The sequence below is a fragment of the Marinobacterium stanieri genome (genome assembly GCF_900155945.1).
GTDB classification, from domain to species: Bacteria; Pseudomonadota; Gammaproteobacteria; order Pseudomonadales; family Balneatricaceae; genus Marinobacterium; species Marinobacterium stanieri.
Map to the genome: position 1 here is coordinate 244,720 of NZ_FTMN01000002.1, position 20,998 is coordinate 265,717.

At 54.3% G+C, this 20,998-nt stretch carries 16 protein-coding genes; 5 read left to right on the plus strand and 11 right to left on the minus strand.

Annotation, left to right across the window (positions count from 1 at the left end):
- The first annotated feature begins 2 nt into the window (after positions 1-2).
- The gene (gene tal, locus BW956_RS06075) at positions 3-938 is read left to right on the plus strand and encodes a transaldolase (protein ID WP_276327822.1); all 936 of its coding nucleotides are present in this window, start codon (positions 3-5) and stop codon (positions 936-938) included.
- A 33-nt stretch (positions 939-971) separates the two neighbouring features.
- Here tal and BW956_RS06080 read toward each other — a convergent pair whose 3' ends face one another.
- The 10 genes from BW956_RS06080 to ppnN form a co-directional block, all read right to left on the minus strand.
- Positions 972-1,457: an STAS domain-containing protein gene (locus tag BW956_RS06080; protein ID WP_010325393.1), complete on the minus strand. Its 486-nt coding sequence runs from the start codon at positions 1,455-1,457 to the stop codon at positions 972-974.
- On the minus strand, positions 1,454-2,626 hold the full coding sequence (locus BW956_RS06085; RefSeq protein WP_076461654.1) for a PP2C family protein-serine/threonine phosphatase: 1,173 nt from the start codon (positions 2,624-2,626) through the stop codon (positions 1,454-1,456). Before BW956_RS06085 ends, BW956_RS06080 begins: the two co-directional genes overlap by 4 nt.
- Positions 2,627-2,707: 81 nt before the next feature.
- Positions 2,708-3,412, minus strand: a complete 705-nt coding sequence (locus BW956_RS06090; protein ID WP_010325391.1) for an MlaA family lipoprotein — start codon at positions 3,410-3,412, stop codon at positions 2,708-2,710.
- A 147-nt stretch (positions 3,413-3,559) separates the two neighbouring features.
- On the minus strand, positions 3,560-4,483 hold the full coding sequence (locus BW956_RS06095) for a porin (RefSeq protein WP_100169850.1): 924 nt from the start codon (positions 4,481-4,483) through the stop codon (positions 3,560-3,562).
- A gap of 333 nt (positions 4,484-4,816) precedes the next feature.
- The gene (gene hrpA / locus BW956_RS06105; protein ID WP_076461658.1) at positions 4,817-8,731 is read right to left on the minus strand and encodes an ATP-dependent RNA helicase HrpA; all 3,915 of its coding nucleotides are present in this window, start codon (positions 8,729-8,731) and stop codon (positions 4,817-4,819) included.
- A gap of 63 nt (positions 8,732-8,794) precedes the next feature.
- Entirely contained in the window at positions 8,795-10,453 is a 1,659-nt protein-coding gene (locus tag BW956_RS06110; RefSeq protein WP_076461660.1) for an AMP-binding protein, read from the minus strand.
- Positions 10,454-10,459: 6 nt separating this feature from the next.
- A complete protein-coding gene (locus BW956_RS06115; protein WP_076461662.1) occupies positions 10,460-11,242 on the minus strand; it encodes a class II glutamine amidotransferase in 783 nt (260 codons plus the stop codon).
- The gene (locus BW956_RS06120) at positions 11,242-11,721 is read right to left on the minus strand and encodes a bactofilin family protein (protein WP_076461664.1); all 480 of its coding nucleotides are present in this window, start codon (positions 11,719-11,721) and stop codon (positions 11,242-11,244) included. The genes BW956_RS06115 and BW956_RS06120 overlap by 1 nt, the downstream gene beginning before the upstream one ends.
- Positions 11,670-12,602: a M23 family metallopeptidase gene (locus tag BW956_RS06125; RefSeq protein WP_076461666.1), complete on the minus strand. Its 933-nt coding sequence runs from the start codon at positions 12,600-12,602 to the stop codon at positions 11,670-11,672. The genes BW956_RS06120 and BW956_RS06125 overlap by 52 nt, the downstream gene beginning before the upstream one ends.
- A gap of 98 nt (positions 12,603-12,700) precedes the next feature.
- Complete coding sequence (gene ppnN, locus BW956_RS06130) at positions 12,701-14,071, minus strand: nucleotide 5'-monophosphate nucleosidase PpnN (RefSeq protein ID WP_010325384.1); 1,371 nt, start codon at positions 14,069-14,071, stop codon at positions 12,701-12,703.
- A 208-nt stretch (positions 14,072-14,279) separates the two neighbouring features.
- Between ppnN and BW956_RS06135 the strand changes: the two genes are divergently transcribed.
- The 4 genes from BW956_RS06135 (at position 14,280) to BW956_RS06150 (ending at position 20,157) form a co-directional block, all read left to right on the plus strand.
- Positions 14,280-15,668 carry a PhoH family protein gene (locus BW956_RS06135; protein ID WP_076461668.1) on the plus strand — a complete coding sequence of 463 codons (1,389 nt, stop codon included), beginning with the start codon at positions 14,280-14,282 and terminating at the stop codon, positions 15,666-15,668.
- Between the two features lie 369 nt (positions 15,669-16,037).
- Positions 16,038-17,528 carry a malate dehydrogenase (quinone) gene (gene mqo, locus BW956_RS06140; RefSeq protein ID WP_076461670.1) on the plus strand — a complete coding sequence of 497 codons (1,491 nt, stop codon included), beginning with the start codon at positions 16,038-16,040 and terminating at the stop codon, positions 17,526-17,528.
- A gap of 104 nt (positions 17,529-17,632) precedes the next feature.
- The gene (gene yidD / locus BW956_RS06145) at positions 17,633-17,914 is read left to right on the plus strand and encodes a membrane protein insertion efficiency factor YidD (RefSeq protein ID WP_010325381.1); all 282 of its coding nucleotides are present in this window, start codon (positions 17,633-17,635) and stop codon (positions 17,912-17,914) included.
- 38 nt (positions 17,915-17,952) lie between these two features.
- Entirely contained in the window at positions 17,953-20,157 is a 2,205-nt protein-coding gene (locus tag BW956_RS06150) for a hypothetical protein (protein WP_076461672.1), read from the plus strand.
- Here the strand turns inward: BW956_RS06150 and BW956_RS06155 are convergent, their stop codons facing one another.
- Positions 20,158-20,967, minus strand: a complete 810-nt coding sequence (locus BW956_RS06155) for a mechanosensitive ion channel family protein (RefSeq protein ID WP_076461674.1) — start codon at positions 20,965-20,967, stop codon at positions 20,158-20,160.
- Positions 20,968-20,998: the final 31 nt, after the last annotated feature.

A 20,998-nucleotide genomic window follows, 5' to 3' on the forward strand; every position in this document is an offset into this window, starting at 1 on the left:
TGATGGACCAACTGCAACAACTGAAACAGATGACCACCGTCGTCGCCGATACCGGTGACATTGATGCCATCCGTGAATACCAGCCCGTCGATGCCACTACCAACCCGTCCCTGCTCCTGAAAGCAGCACAGGAAAGCAAGTACGCCGCACTATTGCAGGAAGCCAAGGCCTGGGCCGGCACTGGTGACGATCAGCTGCAACGCATGAGTGATCGCTTTGGTGTACTCATTGGCCGCGAAATTACTCAGATCATCCCGGGACGCATCTCTACTGAGGTTGATGCACGCCTGTCGTTTGACACCCAGGCGACGATTGCCAAGGCCCGCGAACTGATTCAGCAGTATGAAGCACTGGACATCCCGCGGGACCGTGTACTGATTAAAATTGCTTCTACCTGGGAAGGAATTGAAGCCGGGCGCCAGCTGGAACAGGAAGGCATCAACTGCAACCTGACACTCCTGTTCAGTTTTGCCCAGGCTCAAGCCTGTGCCGATGCCGGTATCTACCTGATTTCACCTTTTGTCGGCCGTATTCTTGACTGGCACAAGCAACGCCAGCCCGATGCCGATTTCAGCTTCGATCAGGACCCTGGTGTGCAATCGGTCAGCCGTATCTATCGCTACTTTAAAACCCATGACTACAATACCGTCGTAATGGGCGCCAGCTTTCGTAATACAGGCGAGATTCAGGCCTTGGCCGGCTGCGACCGCCTGACCATCAGCCCTGCCCTGATGCAGGCACTGGCTGAAGACGATAGCGAACTGGAACGACGCCTGACCGCTGAAACCAAGAGCGATGACCCGCGCGAAATACTGACTGAAAGCCAGTTCCGCTGGAAGATGAATGAAGACCTGATGGCCCACGAAAAACTGGCAGAAGGTATCCGCAACTTTGCTGCAGACCAGGTCAAGCTGGAGCAGCTGCTGGCGGCTTGCTAAATCAGGCAGGGAAAAAACGTGAATGGAGAACTGTCAGCGACAGTTCTCCAGCGTTGCAACCAGGTCCTTAAAGGCCTCACGGTTGCTGTCATTCAAATCGCTGAGCACCTTATGCGCATCCAGAATCCTTGAGCGCACCTCATCTTCCGACTCCTGCACAAAGGGAACCTGCTTGAGCTCGCAGCGGTCGGCTGGCAACTCAGGCACCAGCACAAACACACGATCAAAGCCCATACTCATAAGAATGCGGGTAATATCATCTCGCGTCGAGACAAGGGTCGGTTGAGGCATGCCTTTTTTGTCAGCCTTGATGGCCAACTTGGCAATGAGCCCCAGCGAAGTGCTGTCGATATTCTCGGTTTCGGTCAAATCAACCAGAGTGTCGGTGATATCATCACGCTGCAAAACACTGTCCAGGTGACGCTCGATAGTAGAACAAAGCGTCAAACGAACATCACCGGCAAACTTCAACACATAGTGCCCGTCACGACACGCGTAGTAAATCGCGCCATCACTCATAAAGCGTCTCTGCGTACCCTCATGATCGCAACATCATCCGGGTTATCAGCCCGTCCGGCAGGCATCATACTCTGCAATAATTGCTCTGGCGAGTCCCATTCACTTGAACACTGTCGCAATAAGCAATCTTCTTTTTCGCGGAGAGAGTCACCGTCAATAATTTCGAGAATACCATCGGAAAAAAGCGTGATATCAAAAGCCGTATCCAGCTCACAAAAGTGGCGCTCAAAATGCGGCTCATCAAACAGCCCCAGCGGCATACCCTTACCTTCAAGATAGCGCACTTCTCCGTTTTGACGCAGTATCGGTAGCGGGTGGTGACCACCAACAGCATAATCGAGACAGCTGCGATCATGATCGATCACCCCGACAAACATGGTCAGATGCTTACCAAGGGACGTGAGCAGCATTTCACGGTTGATACGCTCGAGCGTTGAAACCGGCGAGAGAATATCAAAGCTGGAATTGCGACGATAATTCCGCAACAGACGATGCGTCATGTTTTTCAACAGCACTGTCACCAGTGCCGAAGAAGCGCCATGGCCCGACACATCGGCAAGATAGAACATGGAGAGCTGATCATTGATGGGAAATGCATCAACAAAATCCCCACTCAACAGCAGCGAGGGCTTGAGAATATAATCAAATTCAAGACTATTGATTCGCTGACTGGTGGGTGGCAGCAGGTTTAACTGAACCTGCTGGGCAGCATGCTGATCTTCACGCAGTTCATCCAGACTCCGCTCCAGGCTATCCCTGAGGCTGTAAACCTCTTCAATGTAACGTGCCCGCTTGAGCTGGCGTTCGACGGACTGAATAAACAGATCGGGATGCAGCTGCAGCTCACCGATGACATACACATCATCCGCCCCACTTCTCAGTGCAGCAACCAGCTGCTCCGCCGTCCCCTCTTCAATCAAGGCAACCAGCGGCTTGGGGCTCAGCCGTTGCGCCAGCGCATCCATGGTGACACTGCTGCCAACCGACGCCAGATCGAATATCAGGAGAGAAACAGGAAAGTGATCAAGCTGATGCTCAACCTCTTCGAGATCGGCACAGTGAACCAGTGTAAGCTGATGATGATCACACTGGCTACACAGTTCGAAAATCCTGTCAGATGTTTCGGCACTGGCTGAAAGCAGCAGCACCCTTTGGTGATGTAGGTCCATCAATCAGCCTTAGGCATGAAAACTGATACTGGAAGCCCCACACTAGCCCCAATATGACAGGCTTGCAACCATACCTCCGGACTAGAAGTCCTCATCGTACTGGACGCTAACCTGGCCATCATTAATCAGGTAGTCACGGCGCTGCAGGTAAGCGTCGCGCACGAACAAATACTTGTCACCGGTAACAATCTGCTCGGCTTCCAGCAGACGGCTGCGCGTATCAATCAACAGCAGACCATATAAACTGTTTCGGGTAGGCACATGATCGATTCGATTGGTCAGGTCAATATTCACATCAACAATCAAGGCCGAACCATCACGAACAGTACTGGGTCCGAAAAACGGCAGCACCAGATATGGACCACTGGGTACGCCCCAATAGCCGAGGGTTTGACCAAAGTCCTCGCCACGGCGCTCTATGCCCATCGGCGTGGCAACATCAATAAAACCGGCAAGACCAAAGGTGGAATTAAATGCCAGGCGCGCCAGGCTTTTGCCAGCACCTTCAAATTTCAGCTGAAAGAGATTATTGGCAAGATTATTCACATCACGCAGATTGTGAAAAAAATTACTCACGGCTGTTTCGGCAATATCCGGTGTGATATAGCGATACCCTTGCGCCAATGGTTTGAGGGTATATTTATCAACGGTTTCGTTAAACGAAAAAATTGACCGGTTCATCCTTTCCAGTGGATCCGCTTCTTCAGCACCCGCGACAACAGGCGCCATCCCAGACAGGGCCAATGCTGTAGCCAGAGCCCCCGTACGCATGGAAAAAGGCAGCATATATATTCCTTAGTTAAAGCCGAAGCAGCTTTCATTTTAGCCGCTGTCTTCGCGCAATTAAACCCGCGCTGTTTACATCAGATATCTATAAAACCAAAAAAGGCTCCCGAAGGAGCCTTTTTTCAAGCGACTTTAAAAAAGTCAGACTTAGAAGTCTACGCGGTAACCAACTTCAACGCCGTCGTTGTTGTCGCCGTAGTCAACCCAGGAAGCGAATACGCGAGCCTGTTTACCCAGCTTCTGCTGAGCTTCCAGAGACCACATTGCGTCGTCACGGATATCGTCGTCGATGTAGTTAGCCAGCAGGGTAGTGTGACCCATGGTGTAAGAACCAGCCAGTTCCCACGCATCCTGATCGTCAGCAGATACCAGGTCACGATCTTCGTAACGAGCACCCAGGTACAGGTCGCCCAGAGTGTAAGACAGACCCAGAGAAGCTACGTCGTTGTAAACGTTTCCGCCGAATTTAACAGCATCTTCGTCGTAGTCCAGGTAAGAAACCGCACCCATAAAGCCGGCAGCTTCGAACTTGGCAGCAACGTGAGCTACGTCAACACCAGCGTTTTCAGCTACTTCGCTGTCAGAAGTATCGTCAGAGTCGCTAGTCAGGACAGCACCAGCGAACTGGAAACCACCCATGTTCGGTGAGATGTACGCCAGAGTTTCCGGAGTACGGTGCGCGCCGATGATGTAGCCAGAGTCACCGCTGGTACCGTTGTCTACGATATCAGTTGTGAATACGGTCCACAGTGCGTACGGAGTCCACATACGACCGATCTGAACGGTACCGAAATCGCCAGTAGCACCGATGTATGCCAGACGACCACCGCCCCAAGCACCAGCTTCAGTGTTGATAAACTGCTCGAACTGGTAGATAGCCTTAGCGCCAGAGAACAGGTCAGAAGAACCTTTGATACCGATACGGGAAGAGTTATCGGCGATATCCATTTCCTGCAGATCAGTGTCAACCATCTTAACGCGCAGAGAACCGTACAGAGTAGCGTCGGCCTGAGCGATCATCGGAGCAGTCATGGCACCAGCAACAGCCAGAGCAATCAGTGACTTTTTCATCAACATTTCCCCTTCATTCAACATACTAGTAGTGAATTCTAGTTTTTCTTAGCACTTATGGTGCTTCCAGAAAAATACTATAAATCCAGTGTATTGCAAACCAGTGAATGCAAAAACCTGAGTTTTTTCAATCCAAAAGCCTGCGATGTTGCCTGGCAATTGCCATCCATTGCGAGGTTTGAAGCCCGCGACGACTGAGCAACCACCTTAATTTCCCGCATTACATCACACCCTTTTTCGTCAAACAAGCCTTTCAGCCCTCTGAAAACGGGGTTTTCTCCCTGTTTTTGATACCCATCAACAGGAAACATTAAGTTTGTGGAACTTTATTCCTCAGAGCGTCTGCAATAATTGACGCAAACGCTTTTCTGATACGGTTTCACGTGTACCCAACTGCTGGGCAAAGAGAGAAACCCGATACTCTTCCAACATCCACCTTAGCCGGATCAAATCCACAGGACGCTCATGACGGGCTGAGTATTCCTGTTCTTTTTTCAAATACTTGGTGCGAAATTCTGCCAACTGTTCAGACCAAACACACTGCTGCCTGAGGTTGCGCGCATACTTTTCCAGTCGCACCTCAATCGCTTCCAGGTAGCGCGGCAGCTCCGATAGCCACTCATAATCGATATCGATCAGATAATGTGGCCCCATCAAATCTGCCATCTGCTGCTTGATATCATTCAGGACAGGCACTGCCTGCAAATTGATATTGCGCTTGTTGAGTTGTTTATTGATACGGTGAACCGAGCGATGACAACGATGGATAAACTCACCCACCTCAACCAGGTACTCAGCAATATCAGCCTTCGCATGCGCCAAAGCAGCATCAAAGGCTTCTTGGTTACGCGGCAGGTTTTCTATACTCAGCTGAGCCGACTTCATTGCTGCCAGCAATAACGCATCATTTTCCAATGTTCTGCGATCAACCAGCTTGCCCGTCAGAATTATACTTTCGTTTAACTTGGGTAACTCACGCCGCAGATATTTAAGCTGCTGCGCCGGAAAAGCCAGCAAAATTAAACGTGCCACACCTCTCAGGCTTTGCTGATTGGCAAGATCCTTTGATGGCAACACACGCAGCTCAACACTATCACCCTGATCAATCAGGCCGGGCCAGGCCTCCACCTGAATTCCTCCAGCCTGGCGCAGACTTACCACGTCTGGCAGATCGTCAAAACTCCAGCTGGTCAGGCCCGTCTGCCCCCATTGCTCTGAAGGCCCGGATTGAAGAGCCTCTTCCGCCTGGTCGCCATAGCGCTTGTTGAGCTGTTCCCAATCACGGCCCATACCGATCTGGCGGTCCTGTTCATCCAACAGTCTGATATTGAAATACAGATGCGGATCTAGCTTGACCTCACGGAGCGTCTCAGCTGGCACCCGGGTGCCGGTCATCCTCAGCAACTGGAGAGACAATGCCTCGTACAAATCACCCTCTGCGAAAACCGCGGCTTCACAAAACGCCCCGGCATAATTGGGTACCGGCACAAAATGCTTACGCAGCTGCTTGGGCAATCCTTTAAGAATGGCAACCACCTTCTCCTCAAGCAGCCCCGGCACCAGCCATTCCAAGCGTTGCAGCGGCGCCACTCGAAGCAGTGCCAGCGGCAAGTCAAGAGTCACACCATCCTGCTCAGTGCCCGGTTCAAAGTGATAGTTCAGTTTTAATTGCACACCATCTAAAGCAAGGCTATCCGGGTACTGATTTTCACTGACATGATCACTGTCGCGTTGCAGCACGTCAGATTCGCGCATAAACAGGGCATCAGGACTTTCGGCTTCCACCTGCTTGCGCCAATGCTCAAACCCCTTTCCGTTGACCACATGCCCACCGCCCAGCTCATCAAAGCGCTGGGCATAAAACTGGTACAACTGTTCTTCGTCTACGAGAAGGTCACGTCTCCGCGACTTGTCTTCCAGGCCTTCGACGCTGGCCAGCAGTTCGCGATTATGCTGAAAGAAAGGTGCACGGGTATTAAACTCCCCTTCCACCAGCGCACTTCGTATAAAGATTTCATGCGAGGCAGCGGGATCGATGGCGCCGAAATTAACCCGGCGCTTGGGCACGATAATGACACCGAACAGGCTCACCTGCTCATTTGCCACCACCTGTGCCCGCTTTTTCTCCCAGCGAGGTTCAGACCAGTTGCGCTTAACCAGATGCTTGGCCAGTGGCTCTATCCACTCAGGTTCAATACGCGCAACCTGATGGGCAAACAGCTGACTGGTTTCAAGCAGCTCAGCCGCCACAACCCACTTGGGCGCTTTCTTGAACACACCCGAGGCCGGAAAGATTTTAAAGCGGCGATTGCGAGCCCCGAGGTATTCGCCCTTCTCCTGCTTGAAGCCAATATGACTGAGGAGACCCGCCAAAAGGGAAGTGTGCACGGTGCGGTAGTCAGCAGGCTCACTGTTTTCCTTCAAGCCCAGTTCACGAATACTGATATGCAGCTGGCGATGCACATCCCGCCATTCACGCAGGCGCATGAAGGAGAGAAAGTTTTTCTGACACCAGCGCCTCAATTGGCTCTGGCTGAGCTCTTCACGCTGCTCACTCCATAGCTGCCACAAATTCAGCAAGGTCATGAAGTCGGACTCTTCGTCCGCGTATTCCTTGTGCTTTTGGTCTGCCGCCTGGCGTTTATCATGAGGTCGCTCACGCGGATCCTGCACACTCAGCGCACTGGCAATAATCATGACTTCACGTAATGCATCACGCTGCCCGCCTTCAATAACCATTCGGGCAATACGCGGATCCACCGGCAGGCGCGCCAACTGACGGCCAATTTTGGTCATACGTCGCTGGGTATCAACCGCTCCCAGCTCTTCCAGCAACTTGAAGCCGTCATTAATCAGGCGTGTATCGGGCGGATCAACGAAGGGAAAATCGCGAATATCACCGAGTTTCAATTGCAACATTTGCAGAATGACGGCCGCGAGATTGGTGCGGCGGATCTCTGCATCAGTGAACTCGGGACGGGATAGATAATCCTCCTCCGAATAGAGACGAATACAGACACCGGGGGCAACACGGCCACAGCGGCCGGCGCGCTGGTTGGCGCTGGCCTGGGAGACCGCCTCCACTGGCAAACGCTGCACCTTGGAACGGACACTGTAGCGGGATATGCGCGCCTGACCCGGGTCGATAACATAGCGAATCCCCGGGACTGTCAGTGAGGTTTCCGCCACGTTTGTAGACAGGACTATTCGGCGCCCCGCCTTGCGCTGCTCATGGAATACCCGGTTTTGCTCTGTCAGTGACAGGCGGGCATACAAGGGAATCACTTCGGTGTCGCGCAGCTTTGCTTTACGCAGGGTTTCTGCCGTTTCCCGAATTTCTCGCTCACCGGGCAGGAACACCAGGATATCTCCCGGCCCTCCCGAGCGCTTGGCCAGGTCAATTTCTATCAATTCATCGACAGCGGCCAGAAGCCCCTGCTGCAAATCAACAGCCTTTTCATCCTCCCCTTCCATCTCATGCAAGGGCCGGTAGAGGACATCAACCGGATAGGTTCGCCCGGACACTTCGATAACAGGCGCATTATCAAAGTGCTTGGAAAAGCGCTCCAGGTCGATGGTTGCTGAAGTAATGATGACCTTTAGATCAGGACGCCGTGGCAGAATCCGCTTGATGTAACCCAGCAGGAAATCAATATTGAGACTGCGCTCGTGAGCTTCATCAATGATGAGGACTTCATACTGCTCAAGAAAACGATCCCGCTGCGTTTCTGACAGCAGGATACCATCGGTCATCAGCTTGACCTGGGTACTCTCTGACACCTGGTCATGAAAGCGCACCTGATAGCCAACCCGCTCACCCAGTGGGGTTTTCAGCTCTTCAGCAATACGTGATGCAACCGTGCGAGCCGCCAGTCGTCTAGGCTGGGTGTGGCCAATCATGCCGTAGCAGCCAAGCCCCAATTCAAGACAGAGCTTGGGGATCTGCGTGGTTTTACCGGAGCCGGTCTCACCTGCAATCACAACAACCTGATTGTCACGAATAGCGTCCAGCAGCTCTTCACGACGCGCCGAAACCGGCAGGTCAGGATACTCCGGGACAACAGCAGAGGCTTTCAGCGTTTCTACCCGCTCGATCGAAGCGTCCAGCCTGGCCGCAAGTTGATCAAGCGCAGCTTCATCTTCGGCCTTCTTGCTCTGCGCGTTCTTAAGGGCTCGCCTGAGCGGAAAGCGATCAGCAATACGACACTGGGGAAGTTGTTGTAGCAAAGAGGTGATTCGCTGGGACAATCTGGCACGCCTTGTCGCTGATGAATGAAGTGCCGCCCATTATCCACACTGGCACGGCAATTTCTAATCTCTGGCGATGGGCAACCCGGCGCGCTCTCGTAACTGACGACGGCAAACCTTGCCAACCGCCGTACGTGGCAGACGTTTACAGAATTCGACCGACTTGGGTACCTTATAGGCAGTCAGACGCTCACGGCAGTATTCGCGCACCTGTTTGATACTCAAGCGCGGATTAGCCGAAACTACATAAAGCTTGATCTGCTCCCCGGTGCAACTGTCGGGCAAACCCACTGCTGCACATTCCAGAATATCCGGATGACAGGCGATCACATCCTCAAGCTCGCTCGGATACACATTGAAGCCTGACACATTAATAATCTCTTTCAGGCGATCAATAATTTTCAGGTGCCCGCTGGCATCCAGAAACCCTATATCACCGGTATCGAGATAGCCGTCGACCATCACCGCCCGGCTTTCCTCCGGCTGATGCCAGTAACCCTGCATCAGCTGAGGACCGGCAACCTGAATGCGTCCTGATTCACCTGCAGGCAGAGCATTCCCGCTTTCATCGACCACCCTTACATGAGTACCGGGAACAGGTTGACCTACGGTACCCAGGCGAATCGCATCAGGTCGGTTCACACTGACCACCGGCGAGCATTCGGTCAGCCCATAGCCTTCACATATCTGGTTATCGGTCACCTGCTGCCAGCGTGAAGCCACCGAACGCGTCAACGCCATGCCACCGGAAATCGTTAACTTGAGACCACTGAAATCCAGTCGCTGAAATTCGGGCTGCTGACAAAGGTGTATGAAGAGAGGGTTGATACCGGCCAATACCGTAGGCTCGACCCGATCCCAGGCCTTGACCAGAAGTCGCACCTTTCTCGGATCAGGGACCAGCTCGGTATAGGCCCCTCGGCTCATCATTACCAACGTCAGCATGAATGAATAGATATGATAGAGCGGCAAGGGCTGCAACAACCGTTCGGCACCCTCAACGGATACCACATCCAGCAGCTCACCGACCTGGGACAGGTTTGCCAGCAGCGCCTGTTCACTGAGCATGGCGCCCTTGGCCGGGCCGGTCGTCCCGCCTGTGTACTGCAGCAATGCCAGGTTCGCCCAGCGCTCAGGAACATCCGGCGGCTGCCAAATAAGCTGGGCGCCCCTTTGCATGACTTCATCAAGCGAACTGACACTGAAAGGCAATCGGCTCAGCAAGGGTTTCAACATCCGCTTCACGCCCAGGCGTCGGCTGCGCACACCCAGATTCAGCAACCACCGCTTGGGCGCAGGGTGCAAGTCACCCATTTCGGTTGTAACCAGATATTCCAGCTCGGTCTGCTCCAGCGCCCGTTGTGTAGAGGGCTGAATGTAAGCGGTGCTGACCAGCATGCGCGCACCAGAGTCGCGCAATTGGCGAACCAGTTCGTCATCGGTGTGCATCGGGCTGGTATTCACCACAACCAGCCCGGCACGGCGTGCACCAAACAGAACGACGGGGTATTGCATCAGGTTGGGCAATTGCAGCGCGATACGATCACCGGGCTGCAAGTGGGTTTCGTGCTGCACCCAGGCAGCAAACCGGCGAGACAGGCGCTCCAGATCAGCAAAACTGATGCTGGCACCCAGGTGACCAAAAGCAGGCTTCTCATCAAACCGTCGAGCCAGCCAATGCACCAGGTCTGACAAACATTGATAATCAGGCTCTGCCTGCATCTGGAACTACCCCTTCAACTGATCGACCACTTCCCCGTCTACAAAGACGATCATCTCACCGGTTTCCAGACGCTGCCAGCGCTCATTGTCCGTAAGTGGCTCAGTGGTGATAACCGTCACCACATCATTAGGGGTTGTCTCGGCATAAAAGTCGACACTGACTTCACAGTCCTTTAGTCGAGCCTCACCGAAGGGTGCACGTCGGGTGATCCACGATAGCTTGGTACTGCAGTAGCAGAACAGGTGAGTCGACTCGCTCAGCAGCATATTAAAAACGCCAAGACCTCTCAGCTTTTCGCAGCAGTAGTGAATAAAGCGCTGCAGCTCATGCATGTCAGCCGGGCGCTCGGGGTAACGGCTGCGAATCTGATCAAGCAGCCAGCAAAATGCATACTCGCTGTCGGTGGTCCCCACCGGGTGATAGAACTTAAGCGGCCAGTCAAACAGGGAGGGGTCAAGCTGTCCGTTGTGCGCATAGGTCCAGGTGTAACCCCAGAGCTCGCGACTGAATGGATGCGTATTTTCCAGGCAAACCTGCCCCACATTAGCCTGACGAATATGACTGATCACCACACGACTCTTGATAGAGTAGTCGGCAACCAGCTTGGCAATGCGGGAGTTGGCACTGGGTTCCGGGTCATGGAAGCTGCGTAGTCCCTTGCCCTCATAAAAGGCGATACCCCAGCCGTCACTGTGGGGACCGGTTCGCCCCCCGCGCTGCATCAAGCCGGTGAAGCTGAAGCAGATATCGGTTGGCACATTGGCACTCATTCCCAGGAGTTCACACATCAGTCATTGCCCTCACGTGCCAGGGTAATTCGATCCGGCAGGGAATCGATCAGATGATAGTCCAGGCCTTCGAGACAGTCCGAGTCGTTTTGCTCAGGCTCCGGCTCCAGATGAACGAGCTGCGCCTGGGCCGGAGTGCGACGTTCACCAACAAAAGACGCGCGAGGCTCAATAATCAACTCCTCGCTGCACACATTGGCACTGACACGCCCGCCCCGCTCAATATGCAGGGACTCACAGTGCAGCTCGCCTTCCAGTACTCCGCTGACGGTCACCTGACGCGCACGCACGGTGCCGCGCACAACTCCCTGGCGACCTACGGCAAGGTCGTCTGCCGACTCTATGCGCCCCTCAAGTTCTCCGTCCACATGCAGCTTGCCGGTCAGATGCAAATCGCCCTGCATCCGATTGCCCCGCGCAACGATGGTTACTGCAGTTCGGCTTGATTGAGCGGATACATTGCGCTTAAGGATTCCCAAGGCACTTCCTCGATTTCAGTAAACAGGTGCTCGAAATTATCCAGCCCCCACTTCATAAAGGGAGCCGGGTTAAGCGGGCGAAACAGATGACGCACTTCGTAGTGCAGATGCGGACCGGTGGAACGGCCGCTGTTACCACTGAGCGCAATTTTCTGCCCTTTACTGACAAAGGTGCCGCTTTTTACCAGCACTTTCTGCAGGTGGGCAAAATAGGTCTTGAAACCGAAATTATGCTGTAACACCACCAGATTGCCAAAGCCGCTGCCCTTGCGATAACCCGCATATTCCACCACGCCATCGGCAGTGGCATACACGGGAGTTCCCGGGTCGGCCTTGAAATCCATTCCGTTGTGCATCTTACGTCGTTTCAGAACCGGATGCATGCGCATGCCATAGCTGTCGTTGATCTGCTCGGCCTCAATCGGCACACCGTTGGGAATACTGTGCAATAAGGAGAGGCGTTGCCGGGCAGCCATCTGCGCCCATTCGATACGCTGCTCAAGCGACTGTTCGCTGACCTGCTCGGTCAAGCCAAGGCGGGCTTCAAGATCACTGAGACTGGAGCCCATCAGCGCATTCTCTTTGGCAAGGCGGGAATTATTGGCGCTCAGCATGGACAGGGACTCACTCAGGTCATCCAGCTCGGAGATATACAGACGCTGGGTGCCCATCAAAAGCTGATACTGTTCGTTCAGGTCTTCGTGGTCACGCTCAAGGGTACTCAGATCATCCTGCGTCTGTACCAGAAGCCAGTTGGACACGAAGAAGCTGGCCGCCGACATCAGCAAAAAAATCAGCAGCATCCAGGCCAGCAATTGGTGCAGAAATATCTGACGCGAGCCACGGGTTGTCGTGAGGGTCAGAACCAGTTTACGTCGCAACTCGGATACTCTTCAAAAAAACGCCTACTATACCTCCTGAAAGCCGCGGACACCAAGCACCACCCCGGCACTCAAGCACCGGGGTGAAGCTACAGGCCTCAGGATGCCAATTCAAAGCAGGGCTCGTAGTCCTCGTGTTTGATTTTCATACGGCGCTGATCAACAAATGCCTGCAGCAGAAGGTCCAGTTCCTGGATGATGTCTGCCGCACCATGGAGCTGGAAAGGACCGTGTTCTTCAATCGCCCGGATACCCGGCTCCTTGACGTTGCCCGCCACAATTCCGGACAGCGCGCAACGGAGCTGAGCTGCCAGTTCATGCTCGGTCTGGTTACGCGACAGGTTAAGCTGCCTCATCGCATCATGGGTAGGCTCAAAGGTCTGCTGCAACGCATAGGGAATGCGCAGTTGCCAGTTGTAGTGATAGGCCTCGCCGGTCTGCTTGCGAAAATCCGTCACCTGGTTCAACCCAAGGCGCATACGTTCAGCCACCTCATGCGCATCATCGACGACGACTTCATAAAGCCCGGCAGCACGCTCGCCAAGGGTCGCTCGGATAAAGCGGTCGACGGTCTTGAAATAGTCCTCACTGCCGGCCGGACCGGTGAAAATAAGCGGGAATGGATGATCTCGATTCTCTTCCTGTAGCAGGATGCCGAGGATATAGAGTATTTCTTCAGCCGTACCCACACCGCCCGGGAATACAACGAAGCCATGCCCCAGTCGAACAAAGGCTTCAAGGCGGCGTTCGATATCCGGCATGATGATCAGTTCGTTAACGATAGGGTTGGGCGACTCGGCCGCAATAATCCCGGGCTCGGAGATCCCCACATAACGGCCATCATTGATTCGCTGCTTGGCGTGGGCGATGGTGGCACCCTTCATTGGCCCTTTCATCGCCCCAGGACCACAGCCAGTGCAGATATTCAGGCCACGCAGGCCCATTTCGTAACCCACACGCTTGGTGTATTCATACTCTTCATGCTGAATGGAATGCCCGCCCCAGCACACCACCATATTCGGTTTCACATGGGGTTTGAGCGCATCGGCGTGGCGTAGCATATTAAAGACCTGATTGGTAATCATGGCCGAAGGGGTCAGCCCCTCACAGCAGCCATCCACCTTATCGGCCACATACAACAGATCGCGCACCACCGAAAACAGGTGCTCATTGATACCCTGAATCAATTCGCCATCAACAAAGGCGGTAGCGGGTGCGTTAATCAGATCCAGCTGCACACCACGATGTTTCTGGCTGATCTGAACATCAAACTCACGAAAACGGTTAAGTACCTGACGGGTGCTATCCAGCTCGCTGCCGCAGTTCAACACCGCCAGTGCACACTGACGAAAAAGATTGTACAGGCCGCCCTGGCTTTTATCCTGCAGACGAGCCACTTCGAAGGGAGAGAGAACATCGAGGTTATCCAGCGGGGTAACGCTGGAGGAGATGTAATGCTCGGTCATCATACTGACCTCCTTGTTCCTGTCGGAAAAACCGTGCCCGCCTTGGGCGACAGGCACGCTTTAACTATGAATGCTTGCGAGCAGATTTACTACCATTTGATGAACCCGAGGTTACAACTCGCAATAACGGAATTTGACCGGGTACCCGATTGTATTTGTGCTGGGCATGGATTAGTTTTGGGCTGAAGCCTGTGTACAAGGAAGCGCAAAGATGTCCGCATCAAAACTCTACATCCTCGACACCAACGTTCTGCTTCACGACCCCAAATGCCTGTTCCAGTTCAAGGAACAGGATGTTGCCATTCCCATGACCGTGCTTGAGGAACTTGATTCCATCAAGGACCGCAAGCAAAGCGTGGCCGCAGAAGCACGCCACGCCATCCGTGTGATCGACAAGATACTCTCCACCGCGACCAACGCTGCCCAAATCACCAAGGGTGTGCGTATTCAACTGGAGGGCAAGGAGCGTGAACACAAGCTGGGCAAGCTGTCCATTTTCCCCGACCATGAATTGACCAGCCGTCAGGGTTTTCTGCCTGACACCAGCAACAAGGACAATCTGATCATCAACTGCGCCCTGCACCTGCAGGCGACGTTCCCGCATCGCCAGATCATTCTGGTGACCAAGGATATCAACATGCGCCTCAAGGCGCTGGGTGCAGGACTGCAGCGCGTAGAAGACTACCGCACCGACCAGCTGGTCAGCGATATCGATATGCTGCCGGCCGGGCATCACCACCTGGATGCGCCCTTCTGGGAAGGCGTGGATAAGGTCGACAGCTTTCAGAAGGATGGACGCACCTACCACAAGGTAGACCGCAGCCTGCTGCCGGACACCTACCCTAACGAATTCATTTTTGATGACAGCAAGGATTTTGCCGCACGTACCCATGCTATCGATGAAACCAGCGTCACCCTGCTGGACCTGGGTTACGAGCGACTGATGGACCAGATGTGCTGGGGCATTCAGCCGATCAATATCCAGCAGGCCTTTGCCATGCAGTCGCTGATGGACCCGGAAATCGACCTCAGCATCCTGCTCGGGGCCGCCGGCTCAGGCAAGACTCTGATCGCCCTGGCCTGCGCTCTGGAGATGGTGATTGAAGAGCAGCGTTACAACAAGATCATTGTGACCCGCTCTACCCCACCGGTGGCGGAAGATATCGGCTTCCTGCCGGGGACCGAAGAGGAGAAAATGACACCCTGGATGAGTTCCATCAACGACAACCTTGAGGCCATGCACGAACAGGATGAGCGCCCGCAGAGCAGCGTCAAGTACGCCATCGAAAAGGCCAACATCCAGTTCAAGTCACTGAACTTCATTCGCGGTCGCAGCATCCAGAACGCCATCGTACTGATCGATGAATCCCAGAACCTGACGCCGCAGCAGCTGAAAACCATCCTGACCCGCTGCGGCAAGGGTACCAAGATGGTGTGCCTGGGTAACCTGGCGCAGATCGACTCCAACTACCTGACACCGCTCACCTCGGGTCTGACCTATATAGTAGAGCGTTTTCGTAGCTTTGAAGGCGCCGCCAGTGTGCACTTCGAGGGCATTTTCCGTTCACGTCTGGCCGAGTTTGCCGAAGAGCATCTCTGAGCCCCAACGCCATTTCCACTGCGCGGCAGGCAAAACGCCTGCCGCAATTCACTGTTTCCCATTCTGCCGACCAAAGTCTAAAAATCACACTAAACGCCTATACGACGCGGGTTACAGACGAATTACAACCCCTCACCCCTTCCCCCCACCTTCGGCATGAGTTTTTTTCTGTCGACAGTTGAATATAATGCACCGCACCAAAGTACTAAGCGTAAATAATCAAACAATCTGCTCGGCGCATCACCCAATCGGATGATAACCGGAGCAGTGAGACGCGAAAGTCCGACAGCCAACCCTGTGCGGACGCGCCAAAAGCCACCTTTCGCCGTCTCTTGAATCCCATTGTTTACGATCAAATGGCGAACTCATATGACCACTAAAACTGTAGATGTACTGCTCGTCGGCGCCGGCGCAATGAGTACCACCCTCGGGATGCTACTCAAGCAGCTGGATCCGACCTTGAAGATTGCTATGGTCGAACGGCTCGACCATGTTGCCCGCGAAAGCACCGACGGCTGGAACAACGCCGGCACCGGTCACGCAGCCTACTGCGAGCTGAACTATACCCCGCAGCAGGCGGATGGCAGCATCAATGCCACCAAGGCCTTCGCAATCAACACGTCCTTCGAGGTTAGCCTGCAGTTCTGGTCCTACCTGGTTGAACAGGGCAAGCTGCCCTCGCCCAAGGAATTCATCAACCCGACCCCGCACTGCAGCTTTGTATGGGGCGAGAAAAACGTTGAGTTCCTGCGCAAGCGTTATGAAACCCTGAGCCAGCACCATTGCTTCAAGGACATGGAGTACAGCGAGGACCACGACACCCTGCGTGAGTGGATGCCTTTGGTCATGAAGGATCGCCAACCTGATGAAAAAGTCGCTGGTACACGTGTTCGCTACGGTTCTGACGTCAACTTCGGCCAACTGGCCCGCCACATGGTGCTGCACCTGGAACAGCAGGACAACTTCGACCTGCTCCTGAGCCGCATCGTAGAAGACCTGAACAAGCAGGATGATGGCAGCTGGAATGTCACCCTGAAGAATACCGAAAGCGGCCAGAAAGAAGTCATAAACAGCCGTTTCGTATTCCTGGGTGCCGGTGGTGGCGCACTGCCACTGCTGCAGAAATCCGGTATTCGTGAAGGCGAAGGCTATGGCGGCTTCCCGGTCAGCGGCATGTGGCTGGTCTGCAAGCGCCCGGAAATCATCGAGCAGCACCAGGCCAAGGTGTACGGCATGGCACCGATCGGCGCACCGCCCATGTCGGTTCCCCACCTGGACACCCGTGTGATCGATGGCAAGAAAGCCCTGTTGTTCGGCCCCTTTGCCGGGTTCACCACCAAGTTCCTGAAACAGGGATCTTTCCTCGACCTGCCTTGCAGTATTCGCCTGGGTAACCTGAAGCCAATGCTGTCCGTGGCCAAAAACAACATGGACCTGACCCGCTACCTGATCAGCGAAGTGATGCAGTCACACTCCTCACGCGTGGACTCTCTGCGTAACTTCTTCCCGGAAGCCAAGGATGATGACTGGGAGCTGTCCTACGCCGGCCAGCGTGTGCAGATCATCAAGCCGGGCACTGAAACTGCCGGCAAGCTTGAGTTCGGTACTGAAGTCATCACTTCCGAAGACGGTAGCCTCGCGGCACTGCTGGGTGCATCACCGGGCGCATCCACAGCTGTCAGCGCCATGATGAGCATCGTTGAGCGATGCTATGAGGAACGCCTGCAGAAGAGCGACTGGCAGGACAGGATCCAGGAGCTGATTCCGTCTTACGGCAAGAGCCTGACCGACGATGCCGCGCTGATGGAAACAGTCCGCGCTCGCACCCTGTCGGTGCTGGAACTCGATCCGCAAAACTGATCCACCGCAAGGGAGCCTGAGGGCTCCCTTTTTCTTTGCCTCTTTGTCACTGGTCCTCACCACAGTGAAGGTCTATCATCAGTCCTCATGCATATGAGGTGTCCATGTCGTTTATAAACTCTATCCTGACCCGCATTCTGATCGGCCTGGTACGCGTATACCAGCTCTGCATCAGCCCGGTGATGGGCAGCAATTGCCGCTTCTACCCCACCTGCTCCAGCTATATGATCGAGGCAATTCAAACCCATGGTGCCATCAAGGGACTCTGGCTGGGCATACGACGCCTGTTGCGCTGCCACCCCTACTCCGATGGCGGCATCGATCCGGTGCCTGAACCCCGCTGCCGACATGAAGCGGGAATACACAGCCATTGTGATAACGACTAGACTCAAGCCATCAAGCCTACCTGCTCTGAGGAACCCGAATGTTTTCGCCACTTAGCGTGATTCTGGTTATCGTTGCCTATATCGGCATACTCTTCGGACTGGCTCAGTGGGGCGAACACCGTACCCGCAACGGCCGCCCGATCAACTCTGCCACCATTTATGCCCTCTCCCTCTGCGTATACTTTACCAGCTGGACCTTTTACGGCAGTGTCGGATTCGCCACTCAGTCAGGCTTACTCTATATGGGGGTCTATGTTGGCTCCCTGTTGTCACTTTTCTTCTGGAAGCTCACCCTCAGACGCATGATTGCGGTAAAGGAAACCTTCCGCATCACCAGCGTTGCCGACTTCATATCCACCCGCTACCGCCGCTCCCAACGCATCGCAGCACTGGTGACAATCATCGTCTTGCTGGGTCTGCTGCCGTACATCAGCCTGCAGCTGGAAGCCGTGGTCGACTCGTTCCGGATCATCACCCATGAGGGCAGCGACGATATTCATTGGGGATCATCAGCACTGCTGATTACCTTCCTGATGACAGTATTCACCATCATATTTGGTGTACGCCGCCTTGACCCGACCGAGCGCCACCAGGGCATGATCCTGGCGCTGGTGGCACACTCTGTCGTGAAACTGGCGGCATTCATGGCCATCGGCCTGTATGTCACCTACCAGTTTTTTGATGGCCCGGCCGACGTACTGTTCAGCATTAGGGAGCACCAGATTGACCATCTGATCGGCTCTGGTGGTGAAGGCAGTGGCGTTCACTGGTTGACCCTGATTGTATTGAGCTTCGTCGGGGTACAACTGCTGCCGCGCCAGTTCCACGTCGCTGTTGTGGAGAATGTTTCCCCCCGACACTTGAGCCGGTCATTCTGGTCTTTCCCGCTATACACCCTGTTGATGACCATTTTTGTCATTCCGGTTGCAGCTGCCGGCCTCATCCTGGGACTGCCGGAACCCTATGCCGATTATTTCATGCTGTTGGTGCCACAGACCCTTAACCAGCCTCTGATTACGCTGCTCACGTTTATTGGCGGCTTTGCTGCTGCCAGCGGCATGGTCATTATCACGACCATGACCCTCTCGACCATGGTCTCTAACCATCTGCTGCTGCCATTCTGTGAACACTTCAAAAGCCTGGCCTGGATGCGCACCTGGCTTCTCCAAGTCCGCTGGGTGCTGGTTGCCATCATCCTGTTCGGCAGCCTTTACCTGGCACGCCTGCTCAGTGATACCAATCTTCTGGTGACTGTCGGCATGCTTTCATTCGTCGCTACTGCTCAGTTGGCACCAGCCGCCTTTATTGGCCTGTTCTGGAACCGTGGCAATAGCATGGGAGCCATGCTTGGCCTGGGGGCCGGCTTTGCCGTTTGGGGCTGGACTCTCATCATTCCTGCCTGGGTGGAACAGGGCTGGCTGCCCCTGCATATTCTGACGGAAGGGCCACTGGGCATTGCCTGGCTGCGCCCGGAAGCACTCTTTGGCAGTGAGCTGCCCAGCATTCCCCATGCCACACTCTGGTCGCTGACTCTCAACACGCTGTTCTACCTGGTAGGCTCCTGGTTCTACAAGCCACAGAAACATGAACGGACGCTCACCACGGAATTCCTGTACACCACACGCGCCCTGCGCACTCAGGAAAAGGCCCGCCCCACCGGCCTCAATGCCTACATTGAATTGGCCCCGAAACTGGTGGAAGCCGAGCAGCTGTTGAAGCGCTACCTGGGTGAAGACAAGGCGCAGCACAATGTGAACCGCATCGCCGAGGATCTGCAGGTTTACGACAAGAGTCACATTTCAGTGGTCGAGTTGATGGAGTTTCACCGCATGCTCGAACAGGTGCTGGCCGGTTCCATCGGTGCCGCCAGCGCCCACACGGCCATTGAAGAAAACATCCGCTATACCGACCGTGAACGCTCGGACCTGACAGCACTGTACAGCCATATCGTCAATGAGCTTCAGGGCTCCTATCGATTCCATCCCGACAAGGCCAACGAACCCCAGAGTCGCGGTTTTGAAATGCTGGATGACCTGCAGAACCAGCTGGAGCATATGCAGCTCAAGATTGATCAACAACAGGGAGAGATCGAACAGCTGGAAGCCAAACTGGAAGCACAATACCAGCAGGTGTTTGATCATCGGATAGAGGCGCAGAAATTACGCCAGGAAAACGAGGGGCTGCGTCAGCAGATACTGACTGAAGGGTCGGGCGACCCCTCAGCCATCGGCAGAAATCCGTAATCAGTCGGCTTTCTGCTCGGAGTGCAGATGTACGTCCATCTGCGGGAAGGGAATGCTGATACCCTGGCGGTCAAATTCCAGCTTCACCTTCTCGGTGGTATCCCAGAGTACCGCCCAGTAATCGGCGCTTTTAACCCAAGGACGCACGTTGAAGTTCACGCTGCTGTCACCCAAAGACGCCACATTCACCAGCGGAGCAGGATCTTTGAGCACACGCTCATCCTGCTCCAGAATTTCCATCAGGATCTGCTTGGCCTTAAGCAGGTCATCACCGTATCCGATGCCGAACACCATATCCACACGACGTGTTGCCCGCGCAGAATAGTTGACGATGCTGTCGTTGTAGATCTTGCCATTGGGAATGATGATTTCGCGGTTGTCACCGGTGCGCATCACTGAGTTGAAAATCGTGATGTGCTCAACGATACCGCTGACACCACCGGCTTCCACAAAATCACCTTCACGGAACGGGCGGAATACGATCAGCATGACGCCAGCTGCGAAGTTTTTCAGTGAATCCTGCAGTGACAGACCAATGGCCAGGCCGGCAGCACCAATAAGGGCAATCAGCGAGGTCGTGTCGACACCGAGTTCGCCCAACGCGGCGATTACAACAAACAGCAGCAGAATGGCATGCGCTATCGAGGTCACAAAATTGATCAGCATCTGATCCATTTTGGTTTTGCGCAGAATACGCGTCAGCAGCCCGATCAATAATTTGACAACCCAGCGACCGACAACAAAAATCGCCAGCGCCAGGCCAATATTGATCGCCCAGGGCAAAATATAGTCTTGAGAGATGGATTCCATCATAACTCCCTTTGATCTTCAGTATGGAAGC